The sequence below is a fragment of the Shewanella sp. ISS20 genome, from assembly GCF_056522965.1.
In genome coordinates this window covers 26,795-47,409 of sequence record NZ_JAWRZK010000001.1, presented here as the reverse complement: position 1 = coordinate 47,409, position 20,615 = coordinate 26,795, and the positions used below count along the sequence as shown (strand labels likewise).

At 44.3% G+C, this 20,615-nt stretch carries 18 protein-coding genes; 3 read left to right on the top strand and 15 right to left on the bottom strand.

Annotation, left to right across the window (positions count from 1 at the left end; all coding sequences use genetic code 11):
* Positions 1-12 precede the first annotated feature (12 nt).
* Positions 13-732: a winged helix-turn-helix domain-containing protein gene (locus tag AC1HDP_RS00270; RefSeq protein ID WP_479637195.1), complete on the bottom strand. Its 720-nt coding sequence runs from the start codon at positions 730-732 to the stop codon at positions 13-15.
* A gap of 209 nt (positions 733-941) precedes the next feature.
* Between AC1HDP_RS00270 and AC1HDP_RS00265 the strand changes: the two genes are divergently transcribed.
* Entirely contained in the window at positions 942-1,322 is a 381-nt protein-coding gene (locus tag AC1HDP_RS00265) for a PilZ domain-containing protein (RefSeq protein WP_479637194.1), read from the top strand.
* 89 nt (positions 1,323-1,411) lie between these two features.
* On the opposite strand, the gene radA is transcribed toward AC1HDP_RS00265, so the two are convergent.
* Positions 1,412-2,776 carry a DNA repair protein RadA gene (radA, locus tag AC1HDP_RS00260; protein ID WP_140931711.1) on the bottom strand — a complete coding sequence of 455 codons (1,365 nt, stop codon included), beginning with the start codon at positions 2,774-2,776 and terminating at the stop codon, positions 1,412-1,414.
* An 85-nt stretch (positions 2,777-2,861) separates the two neighbouring features.
* Here radA and AC1HDP_RS00255 point away from each other — a divergent pair, with 85 nt between their 5' ends.
* A complete protein-coding gene (locus tag AC1HDP_RS00255) occupies positions 2,862-5,228 on the top strand; it encodes a PilZ domain-containing protein (protein WP_479637193.1) in 2,367 nt (788 codons plus the stop codon).
* Between the two features lie 11 nt (positions 5,229-5,239).
* Here the strand turns inward: AC1HDP_RS00255 and AC1HDP_RS00250 are convergent, their stop codons facing one another.
* Together AC1HDP_RS00250 and serB are read right to left on the bottom strand one after the other, a co-directional pair.
* Entirely contained in the window at positions 5,240-6,223 is a 984-nt protein-coding gene (locus AC1HDP_RS00250; RefSeq protein ID WP_479637192.1) for an alpha/beta fold hydrolase, read from the bottom strand.
* Positions 6,223-7,194 carry a phosphoserine phosphatase SerB gene (serB, locus tag AC1HDP_RS00245; protein ID WP_479637191.1) on the bottom strand — a complete coding sequence of 324 codons (972 nt, stop codon included), beginning with the start codon at positions 7,192-7,194 and terminating at the stop codon, positions 6,223-6,225. Before serB ends, AC1HDP_RS00250 begins: the two co-directional genes overlap by 1 nt.
* A gap of 77 nt (positions 7,195-7,271) precedes the next feature.
* On the opposite strand from serB, the gene AC1HDP_RS00240 reads away from it, so the two are divergent.
* Positions 7,272-7,928, top strand: a complete 657-nt coding sequence (locus AC1HDP_RS00240; protein WP_479637190.1) for an AhpA/YtjB family protein — start codon at positions 7,272-7,274, stop codon at positions 7,926-7,928.
* A gap of 43 nt (positions 7,929-7,971) precedes the next feature.
* Here AC1HDP_RS00240 and deoD read toward each other — a convergent pair whose 3' ends face one another.
* The 11 genes from deoD to AC1HDP_RS00185 form a co-directional block, all read right to left on the bottom strand.
* Entirely contained in the window at positions 7,972-8,682 is a 711-nt protein-coding gene (deoD, locus tag AC1HDP_RS00235) for a purine-nucleoside phosphorylase (protein WP_479637189.1), read from the bottom strand.
* A 56-nt stretch (positions 8,683-8,738) separates the two neighbouring features.
* A complete protein-coding gene (locus tag AC1HDP_RS00230; protein WP_479637188.1) occupies positions 8,739-9,959 on the bottom strand; it encodes a phosphopentomutase in 1,221 nt (406 codons plus the stop codon).
* Positions 9,960-9,968: 9 nt separating this feature from the next.
* Complete coding sequence (gene deoA, locus AC1HDP_RS00225; protein ID WP_479637187.1) at positions 9,969-11,300, bottom strand: thymidine phosphorylase; 1,332 nt, start codon at positions 11,298-11,300, stop codon at positions 9,969-9,971.
* Between the two features lie 139 nt (positions 11,301-11,439).
* Entirely contained in the window at positions 11,440-12,213 is a 774-nt protein-coding gene (gene deoC / locus AC1HDP_RS00220) for a deoxyribose-phosphate aldolase (RefSeq protein ID WP_479637186.1), read from the bottom strand.
* A gap of 417 nt (positions 12,214-12,630) precedes the next feature.
* Positions 12,631-13,416, bottom strand: coding sequence for an outer membrane protein OmpK (locus AC1HDP_RS00215; protein WP_479637185.1), 786 nt, complete (start codon positions 13,414-13,416; stop codon positions 12,631-12,633).
* Positions 13,417-13,672: 256 nt separating this feature from the next.
* Positions 13,673-14,926: a NupC/NupG family nucleoside CNT transporter gene (locus AC1HDP_RS00210; protein ID WP_140931693.1), complete on the bottom strand. Its 1,254-nt coding sequence runs from the start codon at positions 14,924-14,926 to the stop codon at positions 13,673-13,675.
* 177 nt (positions 14,927-15,103) lie between these two features.
* Positions 15,104-15,880 carry a TatD family hydrolase gene (locus AC1HDP_RS00205; RefSeq protein WP_479637184.1) on the bottom strand — a complete coding sequence of 259 codons (777 nt, stop codon included), beginning with the start codon at positions 15,878-15,880 and terminating at the stop codon, positions 15,104-15,106.
* 390 nt (positions 15,881-16,270) lie between these two features.
* Entirely contained in the window at positions 16,271-17,860 is a 1,590-nt protein-coding gene (gene prfC / locus AC1HDP_RS00200) for a peptide chain release factor 3 (protein ID WP_479637183.1), read from the bottom strand.
* 231 nt (positions 17,861-18,091) lie between these two features.
* Positions 18,092-19,033, bottom strand: coding sequence for a lipoprotein NlpI (gene nlpI, locus AC1HDP_RS00195; protein ID WP_479637182.1), 942 nt, complete (start codon positions 19,031-19,033; stop codon positions 18,092-18,094).
* Positions 19,034-19,266: 233 nt separating this feature from the next.
* Complete coding sequence (locus AC1HDP_RS00190) at positions 19,267-20,235, bottom strand: phage integrase (RefSeq protein WP_479637181.1); 969 nt, start codon at positions 20,233-20,235, stop codon at positions 19,267-19,269.
* Positions 20,236-20,283: 48 nt separating this feature from the next.
* Positions 20,284-20,562 carry a helix-turn-helix domain-containing protein gene (locus AC1HDP_RS00185; RefSeq protein WP_479637180.1) on the bottom strand — a complete coding sequence of 93 codons (279 nt, stop codon included), beginning with the start codon at positions 20,560-20,562 and terminating at the stop codon, positions 20,284-20,286.
* Positions 20,563-20,615: the final 53 nt, after the last annotated feature.

Genomic DNA, 20,615 nt, shown 5'->3' with positions numbered 1-20,615 from the left:
TGAAAACACGGCTTAGGCCGCGTTTTTTTGTGCGCTTGGCATAGTCGCAAACAAATATCCTTCACCATGGACTGTCACAAATAAACCTGAACACAACTTTTGCCGTAGGCGCCGAATAATCACATCTATGGTTCTCTCATTAACATAGCTATGACGGTGATGAGTGTGCTGCATCAATCTATGGCGACTCAATACTTGCTGAGGGTAGCGCGTGAAGGCTTGCAACAATTCAAACTCAGCTTTAGTTAAGCTGATTGCTTCTTGATTGCGAAATAATTGCCGACGATTAACGCATAAATGGTAATCATCAAAATACACATCTTGGCCATAGCCGCTATTTTGCTGCAATTGCTGCCGAGTCTTAATTAACAACTGCTGGCGCCAAAGCAAATTGCGCATTCGCACTTGCAACTCTCTTAATACCAAAGGCGCCGCCATATAATCATCCGCCCCCATTTCTAATGCAATTATGGTATCAAACACATCATTGTTAGGACTGATGACCAAGATAGGAGTGACTGTAAGGCTGCGAATTTCACGAATCAACCTAATGCTATCTTGCGGCATAGTATGAGTATCAAACAAGATAAGCTCAGGGCTATGCAAGTTAAGCTCATACCACAACGGCTCTTGATTACACACTCGTCGCAATTGATACCCTAACGGCTCAAAGAACTCATAAGGTAAATGGCTTGCATCGGAAGCGGCTTGAAATAGCAAAATAGTTGGCAATATGTGTCTCCTTGGTTAGAAGACAAGTGTATTCACAATTTTTCATAAACTCAGGTTAAAATTTCATAACAAACTGATATTACGCATTAATTCCTATTAACTATTAAGCATAAATTACCTTAAGTTCCTTTTTATCGGCGTTAAACAAGCATTTTAATCGCTAAGACATATACTTATGTTTGTTAACAGGGGCTGCAAGGTAAGAAAACATGGATGATAGACGTAAATTCTCAAGGATTTTTTTTAATGCTAATGCCTATATTGCGCAAAGTAACATACGCTGGCCAACGCGAATTATTGATTTATGTTTGAATGGCGCGCTGGTTGAGCGCCCTCCGGAACTGAATGTAAAAAGTCCAGATCTGGTATTGCACTTCACTTTGCCAAGCTCAGATATTTCCTTACAAATGAAGGTTGAAACTAGTCATCAAGAAAAGGAATGGTTAGGTTTACGCACCCAACATATTGATGTGGAATCTATCAGCCACTTACGCCGCTTGATTGAATTAAACCTAGGTGACACTAGCCTGTTGGACCGAGAGTTGAGTCTATTTATTGAGCAGCACCGCAGCGGTGCTTTTAAAGAATAATCATGAGTTAAATTAAAAAGTCGTCAGCGCAGTCATAAAAACTGCGCCTGACTCGATTAAATGCGTGTTACGCGTAATTGAAGAGTCATTTAAATGATGGCATCTAACGCTTGGCTTAGCTTAGATACACCAATCACTTGCATGCCAGCAATAGGTTTTTTAGGCGCGTTCGCTTTAGGAACAATAGCGCGCTTAAAACCATGTTTAGCCGCTTCAATTAAGCGCTCTTGCCCATTAGGTACCGGACGAATTTCCCCTGATAACCCCACTTCACCAAAGACAACTAAGTCTTGATCTAAGGTATGATTTCTAAAACTTGAAACCATGGCTAGTAATAAGGCTAAGTCAGCACTGGTTTCGGTCACTTTGACGCCACCAACTACGTTCACAAATACATCTTGATCTGCCATTTGCAGGCCGCCATGACGATGCATCACAGCTAATAGCATGGCGAGTCGATTGCCATCCATCCCCACAGCCACTCGCCTTGGATGAGACATAGCAGAACTATCGACTAATACTTGAAGCTCCACTAGCAAAGGCCGAGTCCCTTCCCAAATGGACATGACTAATGAGCCTGGAGCCGCTTCATCGCGGGTTAAGAATATCGCCGACGGATTAGCAACTTCTTTCAAGCCTTTCTCTGTCATGGCAAATACCCCAAGCTCATTAACCGCCCCAAAACGGTTTTTATGAGAACGCAAAGTACGATAGCGACTATCGCTATCACCTTCAAACATGACAGAGCAATCAATACAGTGTTCAAGCACTTTAGGGCCAGCTAAGCTGCCATCTTTAGTTACATGGCCAACCATGATCACAGCTATGCCTTGCTGCTTAGCAAAACGCGTTAAAAAAGCCGCAGACTCGCGCACTTGCGACACGCTGCCAGGAGATGATTGCACATCGTTAATGTGCATCACCTGAATGGAGTCGACCACCATCACCTTAGGTTTTTCTTGTAAGGCAATATCACAAATTTGTTCGACACTGGTTTCCGATAACATTTTTAGCTGATCTATCGGTAAACCTAAACGGTGGGCTCGCATCGCCACTTGTTGTAACGATTCTTCACCCGTAACGTAGAGCGCGGGCATTTGCTGCGACAATCGACATAGGGTTTGCAGCAATAAAGTACTCTTACCAGCGCCAGGATGGCCACCAATTAAGATGGCAGAACCTGGGACTATACCGCCGCCCAGTACTCGGTCAAATTCAGCAAAGGAACTCGCTATGCGCGGCAATTCATTTAAATCAATTTGAGCTAAGGTTTGCACCTGACTACTGCCAGAACCTGCGAAGCCACTGAAATTTGCACCGCGACTTGCAGGTGCACTTCCTAAACGCACCTCAGTAATAGTGTTCCATTCTTTACACGCGTTACACTGACCTTGCCATCGAGGAAAGTCTTGTCCGCACTCATTACACACAAAGGCCGTTTTATTCTTTGCCATAATTCTCAAAAATTCGTATAAGCTAAGATAAAGTAAACAAATTTACTGCCGATAAAAAGCTTGGATGCTTTTATAAGAAACATAAATGATAATTAAAGAGTACAGCAGCCTAATAGACCAGCTCAAACCTCTCGTCATGGAAGAACACTTTCAGGAGCTGTTTGAGCAATTAACCGCGGGCGAATCGAGTTCCGATCGCTTTCTCATCAAAATGGAACTCAATCGTCTTGCGACTCACTGTACTCGAAATATTGATTTACGAGATAAAACTGAACTGCCCTGGGAGGAAGTGCTAGTAGATCAACAGAAGCATTTCTTAGATCTCCCCGCCAAAGCCATATTACTAGAGTCGATGTCACTCTATCAGCAGCATTATACCTTAGGCGTCTATGAAGAGGTCATCAATAGCCATAAACGTCGCCGCGAATCACTAAGGCTAGCAGCAAGCGCCAAAGCTAAGCAAGTGCTCGATTCGCCATTTTTTATGCCATTAAAAATACTTGGCAGCTATTTTAATCGCAATGAAGAGCGGATGCATTATAGCCTCAAGGTCGACATTCATTATCAAGGCCAAAGTTACGTGGTAAATTCCACTGATATTTCAGTCAGCGGCATTCGTCTTAAGTTACCAAAAAACCACGCCCTTTCTCTTCAAGCTAAGGTAAAGCTGTTTTTAGTGGAACTGATTAACGATGGTGTGGCTGATGAGATAAAGCAAGGCGTTGAATATCAAGTGGTACAAATTGAATCCACTGCAAATGCCGATTTCGTAAGCTTCAAACAACTTGATGCTATGCCTGCACTTTCAGAGTTATTAGAGCAGCTGCTGCAAACCTATAAGGGCCGCTATAAAATCGATGTCAGTGACGTATTAAATACCGCCACAGGTTTGGGGATTGAACGTCAATATCTGCCACACTTTCCGCACTTAGCTGTGTTTACCACCAAAAAAGAACAGCAATGGCACTTAAGTTATTTGTTATTAAGCCAAGAAAATCAAAGCATTCTGAATGACTTTGTCGACCAAAATGATATCAATCAATTACCTGCCATGTTAACTCATGCACGCATTGATAGATTACTCAAAGCGCCACAAGACATTCGCCAGCAACTGTTCATATGCTTCTCCCATAACACCAATGGTAAGCTATTTTTTTACTCCGCCACTCTGTGGGAATTAGAGCAGCAGCAATTACAGAATTTATTTTTAGGCTTCGGCGCTCGCAAAACCAGCTTTAGAATTTATCGCATCAATCCTTACGCCATCGACCACCAAATTCCTTATAAGGCTTCAGTTCTGCCGCTAGAAAGCAGCGATTACAGCCCTGGAGTTACCGAGCAGTTAACCCAGCTGCAGCACAGCTTAATAGTGCAAGATCTGGCCAATGAACAAGCTCGGTGCCTCTATCAAGCGCGCTTAGATGCAGAAAATGCCAATGCGTTAAAAGTCTTTGCCCAAGTAAAAATTAATGCTCACCAAATTCAGCAAGTGGCGATGGAGTTTTCGGAGCGACGCATGGAAGCGCGCTTTGCTTTCAAGACCTTAGTGCATATTCGTCAAGGTGACATAAATGCTAAAGCCATTTCTCAGGATATCTCTGGCCGCGGCATGCAGCTTAACCTTGATGATGTGATCGAATTTAACACTGATGAACCTTTGCTATTAAGCTTCCCGAAACTGCAGCCCTTAGCCGGTAAAGTCATGTTGGTGGAAATGCCCTATAAGCTAGTGCGCAGCAGGCGCAATAATCAAAGCTTACATCTAGTGGCAATTATGGGGCATGAGCCTCATATGGGCGTAGCGTTTTTAAAGAAACTGATTGAAGCCAATAAAGAAAAACTGCAAAAATTGACTGAAAATAATGCCGAGGCCAAAGAGCTGGCGGAAGCCTTGAAAAACTTGATGATGCGCAGCCTCCCAGGCGTACTCTGGTTTGTGGAAAAAACGATTAACAATGCCAAGCTGTCATGCCTGGCAGCCACCACAACTAAGCATTTACTTACCAATATCTTTGATAACTTTCCGCAAGGAATTGATTTAACCGCCATGCTAGGTGATGGCGTGCTTAAACGTGACTTTTTAGATCCAGTGCGGACTATGAATCCAGATTATGAGATGGATTTTTTTGAAGTGTTTATTTCAAAGCCCGCCACAGGTAACTTAACCTGTCTGCAACCGCGGATTATTGGCGATATTCATGCGCAGCTCAATTATATTGTGAAGGCGCAGCAACAAGGTCAATTCTACGCACTGCGCATTTATCGCAGCGCCGCGCATAAGCCGGATATGGCCTATATTCGCCGTGAAATTGAATATATGCGCCCTCATGCTCCGCAAAAAGTAAAAGAGTTAGAGGACATGCTTTGGCAAGTGATTGGCCTTGGCGAGATATTAGATATTAGCTCGGAAGTACTGCTGCGTTACCCTGCACTTCCGAGCAAGCAAAATTAGTTTGAGTGATATTAGTTTGAATGATTAGCCGCGGCATTTAACTCCAACCACCAATCTTTAAGCGCAGGGAAATGATCGCTGATTGCTAATGGCGAGGTGAGCATTTCTCCATGGCCATAATCCGCGCTATGACCATTAGCTTTAGCAAGCAAGGTAAACTTAGCCTGAGTTAACTGGCATTCAGCCATCATGTCTTGTACATCCCGAGGATTCCCAAGCACAGTATCGCGCGCGCCGGCAAAAAACCATGCTGGCGGCCAAGTGCAGCGTTTGGCGGCTTCACAGTAATCAAAACCATCTTGATGACCAATCCAAGGGCCTGCGACCCAGTCAATAGTTTCAAGTAACGAGGCTTGGCTTTCATTGTCCATGCCAAGGCGCCAATGGCGCGCATCAAAGTAGCCGTGCTTACGCGCTAATCGCGGCGCAATGCGGTTCCAAAGTAAATCAACCATCAAGTACTTTTTCAAGGACTGAGTCTTAATGGTGCGTTTACTGCCAAAACATACCAAAGATAACACGCTTGGCGCTATGTCTGTCATGCGCACTAAGCTACTTGCCATCAATACTCCGCCCCAGGAATGCGCGCACCAATGCACGCCCTTAGCCTTAGAATGGCGCTGCAATATCCATCGTTGCACTAATGGTAATTGCTGGCAAATCACTGATTCTTGCTGCGGATTATTATGGCGATTAAGGCTGGGCTCGCTCTGCCCGCGCCCAAAGGTATCCATGACGTACACGGCCATACCATTACGCGCCAGATAACAGCCCAAGCCTTTACCGCTATCACTATAAAACACCTTGCCATTGGACATGGCGCCATGAAGCAGCAACACCACAGGCATATCGGCGCGCACTTGCTGCGGCGCTAATATTGAGCGGACATGCAGCGCCCCATCTTCAAAGGGCAAGAAGTGAGATTGCTGCTCTAGATGAGTAATGCTCACATGCTCGAAGTGATTATGCTTAGCGTTAGTGTTTATGCTGCTCATTATGCTTGCAACCAAAATAGCAGGGCTTGTAAATCAAGGCGGTTTATCTTGGCCGCAGCAATACTTTGCAGCTTAGGTTTAGCATGAAAGGCAATGCCAAAATCAGATGCTTGCAGCATAGGAATATCATTAGCGCCATCGCCTATGGCCAAGCGCTGCCCTTGTGCTATGTGCCAACGCTGCGCGCACTGAGTTAATACCGACGCTTTATAGTTAGCATCAACTATTTCACCCAGCACTTGCCCAGTGAGTTTGCCATCCATGATTTCTAAGTGATTGGCATAAGCATCATCTAATCCCAACTTATGCTGCAGCAAGCTTACGAACGGAGTAAAACCACCTGAAGCGAGTACCAATTTCCAACCATTGTCTTTAAGGGTTTGACACATTACAGCTAACCCAGGCGTTAAAGGTAAGCGCTGGCATAAGTCAGTAATAATGCGCTCATCTGCGCCCGCTAATAATTTAACCCGTCGCCGTAAACTTTGCTCAAAATCTAACTCACCCTGCATGGCAAGCTCAGTAACTGCGGCGACTTCTGCACCAACCCCAGCCATAGCCGCTAACTCATCAATGCATTCAATGGCAATGGCGGTCGAATCCATGTCCATCAATAACAATCCCGCTTCACTCAGCTGTGGCAGCGGTGAATGGATGATTAGGCTTTCGCTATTATCCCATTGCAGTGACTGATAAATGGACTCAAGCGGCGCGCCTGCAAATTCAAGACCGACATAGTCCCCAGGTCTTACAAGCGGCGCTATAGAGAAGGATTCAAAGCCATGAGCGCAGTGGCACAGCTTAGTGATCATAGCGACATCTGATAGCCAAGAGCGCGGAAACACCCAGCGCACACAAGGTAAAATAGCGCCTTCATTATGCACAGACACAGGTCCAGATCTTAAACGCATCTGACTAAATAGCTCATCAAAATGGGCGTAACTAGGAGCAATATTTGGCGCTAGATCCATGAACTCACCTCTCCGACTGTGCCTAAGCCGCAATATCCATTATGATTAGGCAAGGATAATTATTGTAATGGTGCTCAGTGTTACATCTTAAAGGTTTGAAAAAAAGCCATAAATTTATCAGAGTGGTACAAATCATTACCGCACTGCTATTAATTTTTGCCTTAGTTCACCTCTGGCAAGCTAGCCTACTACAAGGCAAGCAATTGCTGAAAGCCCAATCAGAGAAGATGGCGCGCCTCTTAGTTCAGCAAGCCGCACAAGGCGCGGCACCTGCGTTACAGCTACAAAATGATGAACAACTTCAATGGTTAGCGACCTCGTTAGTGCAAGATCCTAAGGTTCATGCGGTCAGCATATATAGCAGTGAAGGCCATCGCCTCGCCTTTGCGCAGCAGCTCGACAACAACATAGAAAAAGATGCTTCGAATTTAAGTGATATCGCTAAAGAGTATCCGGCCTATGTTGAACCCGTCTATCAAGATGAAGTGCATTTAGGTTACGTTGAGGCGTATTTAGTCCAAGATTCCATGCTTAAACAAATTGAACAGGCCCATAACATCAACATGGAACAGCAAGAAATGATGTTATTAGTGGCGGGATTGATAGGTTTTTTACTATCGCGGGCGCTGTCGTTCAAACGCGCCGATTACGATAGGCGTAGATATAAAGTGAGGCGCTATCTAAAAGATAAAAGCGACAATAATGATAGCGATGCTAGTGACGAAAACCCATAAAAAAAGGCCCTTTTGGGCCTTTTTTCATTGCGACTAATAGAGATTACAGAGTTAATACTGCTTCTAAAGTCATTTCAATCATTTCGTTGAAGCTGGTTTGACGCTCTTCAGAAGTAGTCGCTTCACCGGTGCGGATGTGATCAGATACAGTCACAACACACAGGGCGCGAGCACCAAATTCATGAGCTACGCCATACAGGCCAGCCGCTTCCATTTCGACGCCTAAAATACCCATTTTTTCCATGGTATCAAACATGCTTGGATTTGGGGTATAGAACAGATCAGCCGAGAATACGTTACCTACGCGCACTTTAGTGCCACGAGCTTTTGCAGAATCAACCACAGCGCTCAGCAAATCGTAATCAGCAATCGCTGCGAAATCTTGGTTTTGGAAACGTAAACGGTTAACTTGTGAATCAGTACAAGCACCCATACCGATTAATACGTCACGTACTTTTACGTCAGTGCTGATAGCGCCACAAGTACCCACACGGATCAGGTTCTTAACGCCATAATCTTTAATCAGTTCAGTAGCATAGATAGAGCAAGATGGAATGCCCATGCCAGAACCCATCACAGAGACTCTTTTACCTTTATAGGTACCAGTGAAGCCCAACATGTTACGTACGTCAGTCACTTGCTCAACATTTTCTAAAAATGTATCAGCGATAAACTTGGCTCGCAGTGGATCGCCAGGGAACAATACGGTTTCTGCAAATGCGCCGTCTACTGCATTAATATGTGGAGTTGCCATCGGTTTTACCTCTGTATTTTCGTTATTTAATCACCGGCATTACGCCGGTGTTTATATTAGCGATGAATAAATGATTCACCGTATGCCATTGGCTCAAGCTCGTAATAGCTAGCAATGGATTGACCAATATCGGCAAACGTTTTACGTCTACCAAGTGAACCAGCAACTAAGCCAGCCCCTTTAACTAGTACTGGCACATGTTCACGAGTGTGATCCGATCCCTTCCAAGTAGGATCACAACCATGATCGGCCGTGAGTACTAATAAATCTTCATCATTCAGCAATGCCAATAACTCTGGCAAACGACCATCAAAGTATTCTAATGCTCTGGCATAACCAGCAACATCGCGTCTGTGGCCATAATGCGAGTCAAAATCGACAAAGTTAGTGAAAATAATAGTGCGATCACCAGCCAGCTTGATTTCTTCAAGGGTGGCATTAAACAAGTCATCTAAGCCATTGGCTTTAACTTTTTTGGTGATACCGCAATGAGCGTAAATATCGGCAATTTTACCGACACTCACAACTTCACCACCGGCGTCTTTCATCTTATCAAGCACAGTTTTTGCTGGCGGCTCAACCGCATAATCACGGCGATTACCGGTACGCGCAAAACCTGCATCCTTATTACCGATAAATGGGCGGGCAATAACGCGGCCAATGTTATAAGGAGCTAACTCTTCACGAGCGATTTCACACAGACGCAATAAGTTATCTAAACCGAAGGTTTCTTCATGGCAAGCCACTTGGAGAACTGAGTCAGCCGAGGTGTAGAAAATAGGCATGCCAGTGCGCATGTGTTCTTCACCGAGTTTATCTAAAATATCGGTGCCAGACGCGTGACAGTTGCCTAAAAATCCAGATAAACCGGCGCGAGCCAGTATTTTATTGGTTAATTCTGATGGGAATGAATTAGTTAAGTCAGAGAAATATCCCCACTCATACAATACAGGTACGCCTGCCATTTCCCAGTGACCGCTTGGGGTGTCTTTGCCAGAGCTGATTTCTTCAGCGTGGCCATAAGCACCTATGACTTCATGGTCGCCATTAAATCCCATTGGGAATTCACCAGCACTTTCCATGGCGGCATATGCTAAGCCTAAGCGTGATAAGTTTGGCAATACCAAAGGACCTTCACGGCCAACATTGGCGCGCCCTTCGGCGCACTCTTTAGCAATCGAGCCAAAGGTATTAGCCCCAACATCACCAAAGTTTACCGCGTCGGCGGACGCACCTAGACCAAAGGAGTCGAGCATTAATATCACTGTACGTTTCATATCATTACCTCAAAGATCGCTAGCACGAATGGCGCAATAAATATCAGGAGTCGCGACAGGCGCAGTATCCTCGATAATAATAGTCTGTTTCACTAGCTGCGCGGCCACATCAAATGCTTGCTGTGACTGAGCGTGGATCATCATTAATGGAGTGTGTGCGTCAACTGCTTGCCCTAATGAGCACACTTGACTTAAGCCCACACTGTAATCCAAAGCATCACCCGGTTTACGACGACCGCCGCCTAAGCTTACGACAGCAAGACCTAACTCACGGGTATCCATGGCATGCACGTAACCGGCTTTGTCAGCATAAACAGGAGCGACTATCTCAGCTTGCGCTAAATAGCGGCTTGGATTTTCAACAAAATCAGTCGGACCACCTAAACCAGATACCATTTTGGCAAACACTTCCGCGGCGTGGCCATTGTTTAATACGGTATCAAGCTTATGTTTGGCATCGGCAGCATTTTCAGCAAGACCTGCTAATAACAACATTTCTTGGCATAAGCCCATAGTAATATTGTACAAACGCGGATGACGGTACTTGCCAGTCAAGAAATTAAGCGCTTCCATCACCTCTAAGGCGTTACCCGCACATGATGCCAACACTTGGTTCATGTCAGTTAACATAGCCGTAGTGCGAGTGCCAGCGCCGTTAGCGACCGCGGCAATGCTGCGGGCTAATTCTTCTGATGCCTCATAGGTTGGCATAAAGGCGCCACTACCGACTTTTACATCCATCACTAGCGCATCAAGTCCAGCGGCCAGTTTTTTGGATAAAATAGAGGCGGTGATGAGAGAGATAGACTCAACGGTGGCAGTATTATCGCGAATAGAATAAAAACGTTTGTCGGCAGGCACTAAGTCGCCAGTTTGGCCAATAATAGCCACACCAACATCTTTCACCACTTGACGGAATAATTGACTGTCTGGCTCAGTTTGATAACCAGGGATAGCATCAAACTTATCTAAGGTGCCGCCGGTATGGCCTAAGCCGCGACCTGAGATCATAGGCACGTAGCCACCACACGCCGCCACCATAGGGCCAAGCATTAGGCTAATAACATCACCAACGCCGCCAGTACTGTGCTTATCGACAATCGGGCCATTGAGCCCCAAAGAATCCCAATTAAGTACTGTGCCTGAGTCACGCATAGCCGTTGTAATAGCAATACGCTCATCCATGGTCATGTCATTGAAATACACGGCCATACCAAAGGCAGCAATCTGTCCTTCTGAGACACTTAAATCAGTAATTCCTTGCACGAAAAATTGAATTTCTGCTGCGCTAAGTGCTTCACCGTTGCGTTTTTTACGAATAATTTCTTGAGCTAAAAACATAGTTTGGCCTCCAAGGTTGCCGTGACTAGGTTTGCAAAGAATTTAGCCCGCACAAGTCCTGTGGCAAGCTCTCGTGATTGCACTATTGCTAGGGCAATCACAGCGGAAATAAAGCTCACTCGTGCGGACACTATCGAAATTAATAACCTTGAGTACCTGCTGGCGCATCTGCCAGTTCCAAAGTGTGCAATAAGCTAGTTAACAGGCTTGACGCACCGAAACGGAAGGTACGAGGCGAGACCCAATTTTGACCTAAAATACGGCTCGCTGTTCCTAAAAACTCAGCAGCTGCTGCTGCGTCACGCACGCCACCGGCTGGCTTAAAGCCAACTTGAGTATTTTTCTCACTGATCACAGTCAGCATGATTTCAGCCGCTTCTAAGGTCGCGTTAACTGGTACTTTACCGGTAGAAGTCTTAATGAAATCAGCGCCAGCATCGATAGCTAATTCTGAGGCTTTACGAATAAGCGCAGGGTCTTGCAGCACGCCTGATTCGATAATCACTTTCAGTAATACGTCTTCACCGCACTCTTCTTTACAGGCTTTAACTAATTCAAAACCAATAGTTTCATCACCAGCCATCAGCGCGCGGTATGGGAATACCACATCCACTTCATCTGCGCCATAAGCCACAGCAGCGCGAGTTTCTAATACCGCAATCGCGATATCGTCATTGCCATGAGGGAAGTTAGTTACTGTGGCTATTTTGATATCTTCAGCGCCTAACTCAATCAGAGTTTTACGGGCGATAGGAATAAAGCGAGGGTAAATACAGATGGCGGCGGTGTTGCCGGCTGGAGTCAGGGCTTTATGACATAAATCAATGACTTTCTGATCTGTATCATCATCATTCAGAGTGGTTAAATCCATTAATTCGATAGCGCGTTGGGCCGCTAATTTTAAATCGCTCATGTTGCTCTCCAAGACATTATTCAAATGAGTAAAATTCTGTCACTTAGCAGGGTCGGCTTGGGCTTGTAAGAGGATATTATGAGCTTGGCCTTCTGACAGTGCTAAGTGCTAACTAATTGTATTCAATCGTTAACACCAAATTGTCGGTATTCAAACTTGATAACGAGTACCACGACTTGAATCCATGAAGACCGGAAGGGAGAGTCATACTCACACTGTATGTGTCTACCTTTCCGCGAAAAATCCGTTTTAGCGCGAGAAAAATATAAAGCTTACTTAAAATCAGTTAACTTAATTAAACCAGCTTTAAGTAAATTCTAACTAATCACTTTTTATGGGTTATTACTTTGCTTATTGGTTGTTTCTGTTAGATAACGGGAGCTGCATTGGCAGCTCCCGTTATCAGTTAATTTCTAATTAAAAATTATATTTAGCAGTGAAAATAACAGCATTTTGATAAGTCGCTGCGCCTAACTTGTGATCAGCATAACGATATTGAACACCAGCAGTAAACTTAGGAGTTGGAGTCCACCACAGTGCAACGGCACCATTTAGACCAGTACCAGTACCGTTGCCAACTTTATACTCGTCAGCGCGGTCAAATTCAATTTCATTCCAGTTAGAGATCATCATTGGCTGACCAGCCAACTCGAAGTTATAACCTAACACCCAGCCACCCATGTAACCGTTGAATCCGGCACCAATGAAGTTGTTATGCACATAATGTGCGCCGATGAATGGCTTAACCCATAAACCGAAATCAGTGTTGTAATCGTAGCTCACACCTAAGGTCACGTTCTGTTCGTAGAAACCTGAAGAGTCAGATAGGGTGTATAATTGACCATAGTAGTTAAAGTTGCTGTCACCCATGTTGATGGCAACAGAACCTTTAGCTGCAATACGGAAAGCTTCAGCTTGCTCTTTGACAGTTTCGTCCTTCTTTCTCCATTCACCCTTAGTTGGGTTTTCGAAATCAACAAAACCGTAGACATCACCCCAATCATAACCAGCGCCACCTTCAACTTCTAAATACACGAAGTCTTCTTTGTAGCCACCAGTACGCTCAGTCGTACCGTCAGACCAATCTAAATAATTTACAGATACGTTAGAGAAACCGTAGAACTGTTCGGCTTGAACATAACCGGCAGATAAAGCAGCAGTAGTGGCAGCAGCTAAGGCGAGCATCTTTATATTTTTCATCATCAACCCCATTTTTTGGTTTTATATGCTGTTTTCAGCAATTATTTTTAGCGTTCGCATTTTACCTGTCTCAATTGAAATCTCAACCAAAATGAGAACAGTAAATTCTAAAATGTGAACAAATCCCAGCAGTTGTTAAATTTTTATTGCAACTATCTGATCAGCCAAACTGATGTCATGGCTGCTAATCTCAATTTAACTTTGAAAATACGTTGGCAATCATTGAAATGTCCCAGCACAAGGCTGGGACATAGTGACATTACAGTGCTAAGAACAAGCCAGCTAATGTCGCGCTCATCAAGTTAGCTAAAGAACCGGCAATCACAGCACGGACGCCCATTTTAGCTAAGTCATGACGACGAGTTGGCGCCAGAGAGCCTAAACCGCCGAGCAAGATGGCAATCGATGATAAGTTAGCGAAACCACACAGAGCGAAAGAAATAATCGCTTTGGTACGGTCAGACATCACTTCACCATTAATCAGCAATCCGCCTTCAGCAACATCTTTCAGGTATGGAGCAAAGTTCAGGTAAGCCACGAATTCGTTAATAACGATCTTCTGACCAATGAATGAACCTGCAACCATAGCTTCATGCCAAGGCACACCGATTAAGAACGCCAGCGGCATAAATACATAACCCAGAATTAACTCCAAGGTCAGTTGCGGCATACCAAACCAGCTACCCACGCCACCTAACATGCCGTTGAGCATAGCAATTAAGCCTACGAAGGCTAACAGCATGGCGCCCACGTTCAGAGCTAAATGCATACCTGATGCAGCGCCAGCGGCAGCAGCATCTAATACGTTAGTAGGCTTATCAGGATCTTCTGGTAATTCATCCATTTCGTTGATGGTTTCAGCTGTTTGCGGATGCATTAACTTTGCCATCAACAAACCACCTGGAGCCGCCATGAATGATGCAGCTACCAGATATTCAATCGGTACGCCCATCTGCGCATAACCAGCCATTACTGAACCAGCGATAGACGCCAGACCACCCACCATTACGGCGAACAGTTCAGATTGAGTCATGGTTGGAATGAAAGGACGAATAACTAATGGAGCTTCAGTTTGACCAACGAAGATGTTAGCAGTCGCTGACATAGATTCGGTACGACTGGTGCCAAGAGCCTTCTGTAAGGCGCCACCAATAATACGAATAACCCATTGCATGATCCCTAAGTAATAAAGAACAGCAATCAGAGACGAGAAAAACACTATGATAGGTAATACGTTTACGGCAAAAATAAAGCCAACTTTAAAGTTGGCTAAATCACCGAAAAGGAAACCGATACCGTTTTGCGCATAACCAATAACGCTTGAAACGCCATTAGATAAGGTTTGCAGTACATCTTTACCAAATGGTACATACAGAACAAAACCACCGAAAGCTGCTTGAATAGCCAGTGCACCACCAACAGTACGAATGCTAATCGCTTTACGGTTGTTTGACAGCAGATAACCAATTGCAAGTAGAGTGACCACCCCTACCAAGCTCATCAGAATATTCATTAACCATCACCCTATTTGTTAACTTATTTTGTTTATGTTGTTAACCAACCTATTTCCGCGGCAAATTATATATGAGAAAAAAGTATAAATCGCCACTAAGATGAAAGTTTTGAAGTTTAATTTCAGTGTGTTAGCTAAAAAGCAGGGGTTAATATTGCAGCGTTCAAACAAAAAGAATTATATGTCAAAGAGTTGAGTGGCATTAGAAAACAATTGTTCTTGAATTGAGACAGTTGCAGAAGTGTGCAGTTGCGCAATTTTTGTAATCACATCAGGCAAGAGTAATGGTGTATTAAGCGCGCCGGGGACGAGTCCCATGGCCGGTGAATCGGTTTCTACCAGCATGCTTGTTAAAGGTAATTGCGATACTAACGTTTGTAATTTCATCGCATTGGGCCTCAGTAACAGCCCACCAATACCAAGACGATAACCTAAGGCTATGTATTCACGAGCAAGCTCAATACTGCCAGAAAATCCGTGAATTACCCCGCCGCGCCTTAATTTGGCATTTTTTAACATCGGCAGTAACTGATGATGCGCCCTTACGCAGTGCAATATCACTGGTAATTCAAATTCCTGCGCCATAAGTAACTGTTTATCTAACCAAGGAATTTGGCTATCCAGTGACCCTTTAAGTTTATCGAGCCCTATTTCACCGATAGCGACCAGTTTGGCGCCTTGAGCCTTACAATTAGCGGCTAAACCTTGCTCAATTAGGCCATGCAACTGTTGGCATTGTAATTCAAGTTCACCTTCCACATACCAAGGGTGGATGCCTAAGGCATAAGGCCAGTGGTACTCGTAGGCAATGAGTATCTGTTGATGCCAATGCTGCGGCGATATACCGGGTAATAATACTCCTGTGATGCCAGCCGTTTGCATTTGCGCCGCCAAAGCTGCGCGCGAGTTATCAAATTCGCTGAGATCAAGATGGGCATGAGTGTCAAACATCATTTAGTTACACCATTAGGCTTAGCGCTTGGCTTGTTGTTAATTAGGTCGTTTGATGATGGCGCCGTCAATTCTTAATCCTAAGCAATTAACACTTAATCTTTGTAAGCTTTGACACTTTTATCATTTCGCTTGACTGATACATCTACTGGTTCACTACTATAAGGCACACAAGAGCGTTTATTTTCAAGGGTTAGACCCATGCGATCACACCAAGAGATATACCTGTTCCAGCCTTGTTTTATCATTTTTAGCATAAGTGCATCCTTTGCATTTAATTCTTAGTCATGTACCACTGTGTTCTATTCTGCATTAGTGTTATCCCAACTTGCGTGAGACACCACAAAAAAGCGACCCTAAGGTCGCTTTTTAAAGGTATGACTAATCGCGTGATTAGTTTTCGCGAGTCTTAGCGAACACTACATCAGGATAGCGCTCCATCGACAGGTTCAAGTTAACCATAGTCGGCGCCACATAAGTTAAATTGTCACCGCCATCTAAGGCTAAGTTCGTACTGCACTTACGGCGGAACTCATCAAGCTTGCGCTCATCCTTGCAATATACCCAACGCGCGGTTGACACATTTACGCCTTCGTAAATCGCTTCCACGTTATATTCAGATTTTAAGCGAGCAACAACCACTTCAAACTGCAGCACACCTACAGCGCCAACAATTAAATCATTGTTGTCTAGTGGTCTAAATACCTGCACCGCACCTTCTTCGGCCAATTGCACTAAGCCTTTGAGCAATTGCTTTTGCTTTAATGGATCTTTTAAGCGAATTCGGCGGAACATTTCTGGCGCAAAGTTTGGAATACCGGTGAATTTTAAGTCTTCACCTTGTGTAAAGGTATCACCAATACGAATAGTGCCATGGTTATGTAAACCAATAATATCACCCGCGTAAGCTTCTGCTGCACGCTCACGATCGCCGGCCATAAAGGTCACAGCATCAGAAATGCTTACCGTCTTACCAATGCGAACATGCTTAAGCTTCATGCCTTGGGTATATTTACCCGACACTATGCGCATAAAGGCGATACGGTCACGGTGCTTTGGATCCATGTTGGCTTGAATTTTAAATACAAAGCCAGTGAACTTATCATCAGAAGCTTCAACTTCACGGGCATCGGTGGCTCTTGGCATAGGCGCTGGCGCCCAAGCCACTAAACCGTCAAGCATATGATCAACACCAAAGTTACCTAATGCGGTACCAAAGAATACTGGCGTTAATTCACCGCTTAAAAATAAATCAAGATCGAATTCATTCGAAGCGCCAGTCACCAGTTCAAGCTCTTCGCGCAAGGTTTCAGCTAAGTCAGAGCCGACTGCGATATCGAGCTCTGGATTATCAATACCTTTGATAATACGCACGTCTTGAATCGTATGACCATGGCCAGTTTGATACAAAATCGTCTCTTGGCGATGAATGTGGTACACGCCTTTAAACGATTTACCACAACCAATAGGCCAAGTGATAGGCGCACACATCATGTTTAATTCAGTTTCAACTTCATCCAACACTTCCATTGGATCGCGAATATCACGGTCCAACTTGTTCATGAAGGTTAAAATTGGCGTGTCACGCAAGCGAGTAACTTCCATCAGCTTACGAGTTCGGTCTTCCACACCTTTAGCCGCATCAATCACCATCAAGCACGAGTCAACCGCGGTCAGAGTACGATAAGTATCTTCCGAGAAATCTTCGTGGCCTGGGGTATCGAGTAAGTTAACTAAGCTATCGCCATAGGGAAACTGCATCACAGACGTGGTCACAGAAATACCACGTTCCTTTTCCATTTCCATCCAGTCAGATTTTGCGTGTTGGTTTGAACCACGACCTTTCACTGTACCTGCAGTTTGAATAGCACGCCCGTGTAATAACACTTTTTCAGTGATAGTAGTCTTACCGGCATCAGGGTGCGAAATGATCGCGAACGTCCGCCGTAAGGCGACTTCGGTAGCTAAAGCTGAGTTTGACATCGATTAAAATCTTCTCGTAAAGGGTTTTGCACGCATTATCAGCGCCAAAAAATACAGATTTACGGCGACTAATATGCAAGTGAACAACAATTGGGGACTATTTTCGCTGATCTGCGCCCGTTTAACAATCAATGCTTGGCTTAGGTGCTGCGATAACGGCGGATAATGTCAATAAAAGCACATAAAAAAAGCGAGTGTCTAATTCACTCGCTTGTTTAAACCCTCAGACATTTAAGCTTCTGGCGGCGGAGGCACCACTTCAAGCGTCTGCAGCGGATCTACACCATTCGATGCTAATATCTTCTGGATTAAGCCTAATTCCATGCGCGCATATCTATGTTCAACAAAATCATAAATATTGGTCGCAAGCGAGAGACGCAAATAGTTGGCGGCCTTGTCATATTGCTGACTGTCTATGGCTTGCTTGGCTAAATAAAAGTAAGCCTCACATAAACGCTGCGCATATTCCCGCGGCGAAGTTAGACCTACTTTTGCAGCCTCAAATACTTGAGCTTCGGTGGCTTTTCCTAAATAGAAATCCACTAACACACTGGCCCAAGTACCCTCTTCAATCGCACCGCGATTTTGCGCTAAAGTTTGCTTAGCTAGTATTGGGTCTGCTGCCGTTTGAATTAAATACAGCCATAAAATACGGTAAGGGTCACTTGGTTGGCGCGCGACAAAGGCTTGTAAATCTTGCTCAGCTAACTTGTCACGCCCAGCGTAATGCAAGGCAATACCGCGGTTTAAATAGGCATAATCATAACTTGGCGCGAGTTCAAGCACGCCATCAAAGGCTTCGAACGCACTGGCATACTCACCCTCTTGGGTATAATAAATCCCTAAGAAATTATAGGCATCGGCGAGATCTGGCTGAATTTTTAAGGCTTCATGAAAATCTATTCGGCCAAGTAAGCGTAAACCGACACTGTCATATAATACGCCGCGTTCATAAAGGAAGCGCGCACGCTGCACCGCAGTTAATTCAACTGTACTTAAAATTTCGTTAAGCTTAGCAAGTGTCACTTCTTGTTCATATACGGGAAGGGGCGGCACTATTTGCAAGCGGCCTTCAGCAGCTTCCATCGGGCCAAAATGAGTAGAAGCACAACCGCCACTGGTAGCAGCAACCACCGCTAAAACTAATGCTTTCAACTGCGAAGTAAATTTCATCCTTATCGCCCTTTCATCCCATCATGACTCATAATGATTTCAATCATAGCAAGCACGGCTCAAAGGAGCTATCTATTCATTAAGTTATCCATGGTAACCTCGTGAAGCGCCCATAAAAAAAGAGACCCGCAGGTTACTTGCCAAACCTTTAGCATTCAATGACTTACCTTATTAAACAATAAGATAAGTCATTTTCCAGTTGGTATTAACTACATATTACTGGGTGTTTAATGTCAAATTGTGGACAACGGCCTAAAGGTTATCGCATCCTGCAAATGGTCAGGGGCTAAGTGCGCGTAAGCCATTGTTTGCGCAATGGTTGAGTGCCCTAGTATTTTTTGTAACGTCAAAATATTCCCCCCGTTCATCACAAAGTGACTGGCGTATGAATGCCGTAACACATGCGTGGCCTGCCCTTTGGGTAACTCAAAGCCAAGGCTTTTTATTGTTACTCTAAAATCAGTATACGAGGCCGCGAAAAGCTTGCCGCTTTTCCCTGTGTAAATATCCTTGAACAATTCAATGGTTATCGGGATTGTGCGGTTTTTGCCGTTCTTGGTGTCAACGAAAGTAATTTTTCCATTAGCAAGCTGGCTCCCCTTGAGGTTTGCTGCTTCACTCCACCTAGCACCTGTATCTAAGCAAATCCTAGCAATCTTTAACGCATCACCTGACAAGTTAGCGAGCAAGGTTTGTATTTCTTCTAATGTAAGAAATGACATTTCCTTAGCTCTGACTTTCATTTTTGCGACACCTTTTAACGGGTGTTCTTGATAGTAATCACCTGATTTGATTAATACCGTAAAGACACTACTCATTAACATTTGATGTTTATTTATCGTATTAGCGCCAACGCCTTCTGCGGTGAGTCTATTTCGATAATCAAGCCAACACTTAACGTCAATTTGATAAGACTTTGGAAAGCGGAGTAATTTATCGATTCGCTTTAGGCGCATTAAATAATTTTCTCCACCTTTTAGATATTGCCCGTGATGACTGTACCAAAGTTCAACTAGCTCACTAAGCCGCCTTGCGTCCCTTGGTTTCTCAATCCAGTCATTCGCGTTTTTAGTGGCAATAACCCACCGTTCAAACTGTAACGCTTCCGCTTTTGTCTTAAATGTTTTTCTGTAGCGCTTTCCATATCGCCCTTGCGGACGTACATCGACCATATAACCGTTAGGGACTGATTTAATTGACATAACAGCCCCCTTGCATATTCCAGCGGTAAAATGCTGGTGCATTTATTTTTAAGCTTTTTTCTTTACAGCGCTTTGCATATCTTGAGTTGAGAAAGCCGGACAAACTTGACCGGCTTCTGGATTTACTTTGCCGGTCATTAGCCAGAGTGTGTATTTTTCAAACATGACATGGCTCACAATTTTTGTAACGCTAGTAATTTTTGGTTCTCCCCTCCCCGATAAATAATTTTCGATAGTTCTCAAAGGGATATCGGTCAGATCAGCAAACTCTCTTTGTGACATTCGTTCGGTTTTGATAATTGCTTTCAGCTTGTCTTTAAATTCCATAGTTGCCTACCGTAAATTTGAGTGGTAATCTCCACCAAGTTGGGCGGTGCTTG

Coding starts and splice junctions, on each gene's coding strand:
- AC1HDP_RS00265 (WP_479637194.1), top strand. CDS start 942: ATGGATGATAGACGTAAATTCTCAAGGATTTTTTTTAATGCTAATGCC.
- radA (WP_140931711.1), bottom strand. CDS start 2,776: ATGGCAAAGAATAAAACGGCCTTTGTGTGTAATGAGTGCGGACAAGAC.
- AC1HDP_RS00255 (WP_479637193.1), top strand. CDS start 2,862: ATGATAATTAAAGAGTACAGCAGCCTAATAGACCAGCTCAAACCTCTC.
- AC1HDP_RS00250 (WP_479637192.1), bottom strand. CDS start 6,223: ATGAGCAGCATAAACACTAACGCTAAGCATAATCACTTCGAGCATGTG.
- serB (WP_479637191.1), bottom strand. CDS start 7,194: ATGGATCTAGCGCCAAATATTGCTCCTAGTTACGCCCATTTTGATGAG.
- deoD (WP_479637189.1), bottom strand. CDS start 8,682: ATGGCAACTCCACATATTAATGCAGTAGACGGCGCATTTGCAGAAACC.
- AC1HDP_RS00230 (WP_479637188.1), bottom strand. CDS start 9,959: ATGAAACGTACAGTGATATTAATGCTCGACTCCTTTGGTCTAGGTGCG.
- deoA (WP_479637187.1), bottom strand. CDS start 11,300: ATGTTTTTAGCTCAAGAAATTATTCGTAAAAAACGCAACGGTGAAGCA.
- deoC (WP_479637186.1), bottom strand. CDS start 12,213: ATGAGCGATTTAAAATTAGCGGCCCAACGCGCTATCGAATTAATGGAT.
- AC1HDP_RS00215 (WP_479637185.1), bottom strand. CDS start 13,416: ATGATGAAAAATATAAAGATGCTCGCCTTAGCTGCTGCCACTACTGCT.
- AC1HDP_RS00210 (WP_140931693.1), bottom strand. CDS start 14,926: ATGAATATTCTGATGAGCTTGGTAGGGGTGGTCACTCTACTTGCAATT.
- AC1HDP_RS00205 (WP_479637184.1), bottom strand. CDS start 15,880: ATGATGTTTGACACTCATGCCCATCTTGATCTCAGCGAATTTGATAAC.
- prfC (WP_479637183.1), bottom strand. CDS start 17,860: ATGTCAAACTCAGCTTTAGCTACCGAAGTCGCCTTACGGCGGACGTTC.
- nlpI (WP_479637182.1), bottom strand. CDS start 19,033: ATGAAATTTACTTCGCAGTTGAAAGCATTAGTTTTAGCGGTGGTTGCT.
- AC1HDP_RS00190 (WP_479637181.1), bottom strand. CDS start 20,235: ATGTCAATTAAATCAGTCCCTAACGGTTATATGGTCGATGTACGTCCG.
- AC1HDP_RS00185 (WP_479637180.1), bottom strand. CDS start 20,562: ATGGAATTTAAAGACAAGCTGAAAGCAATTATCAAAACCGAACGAATG.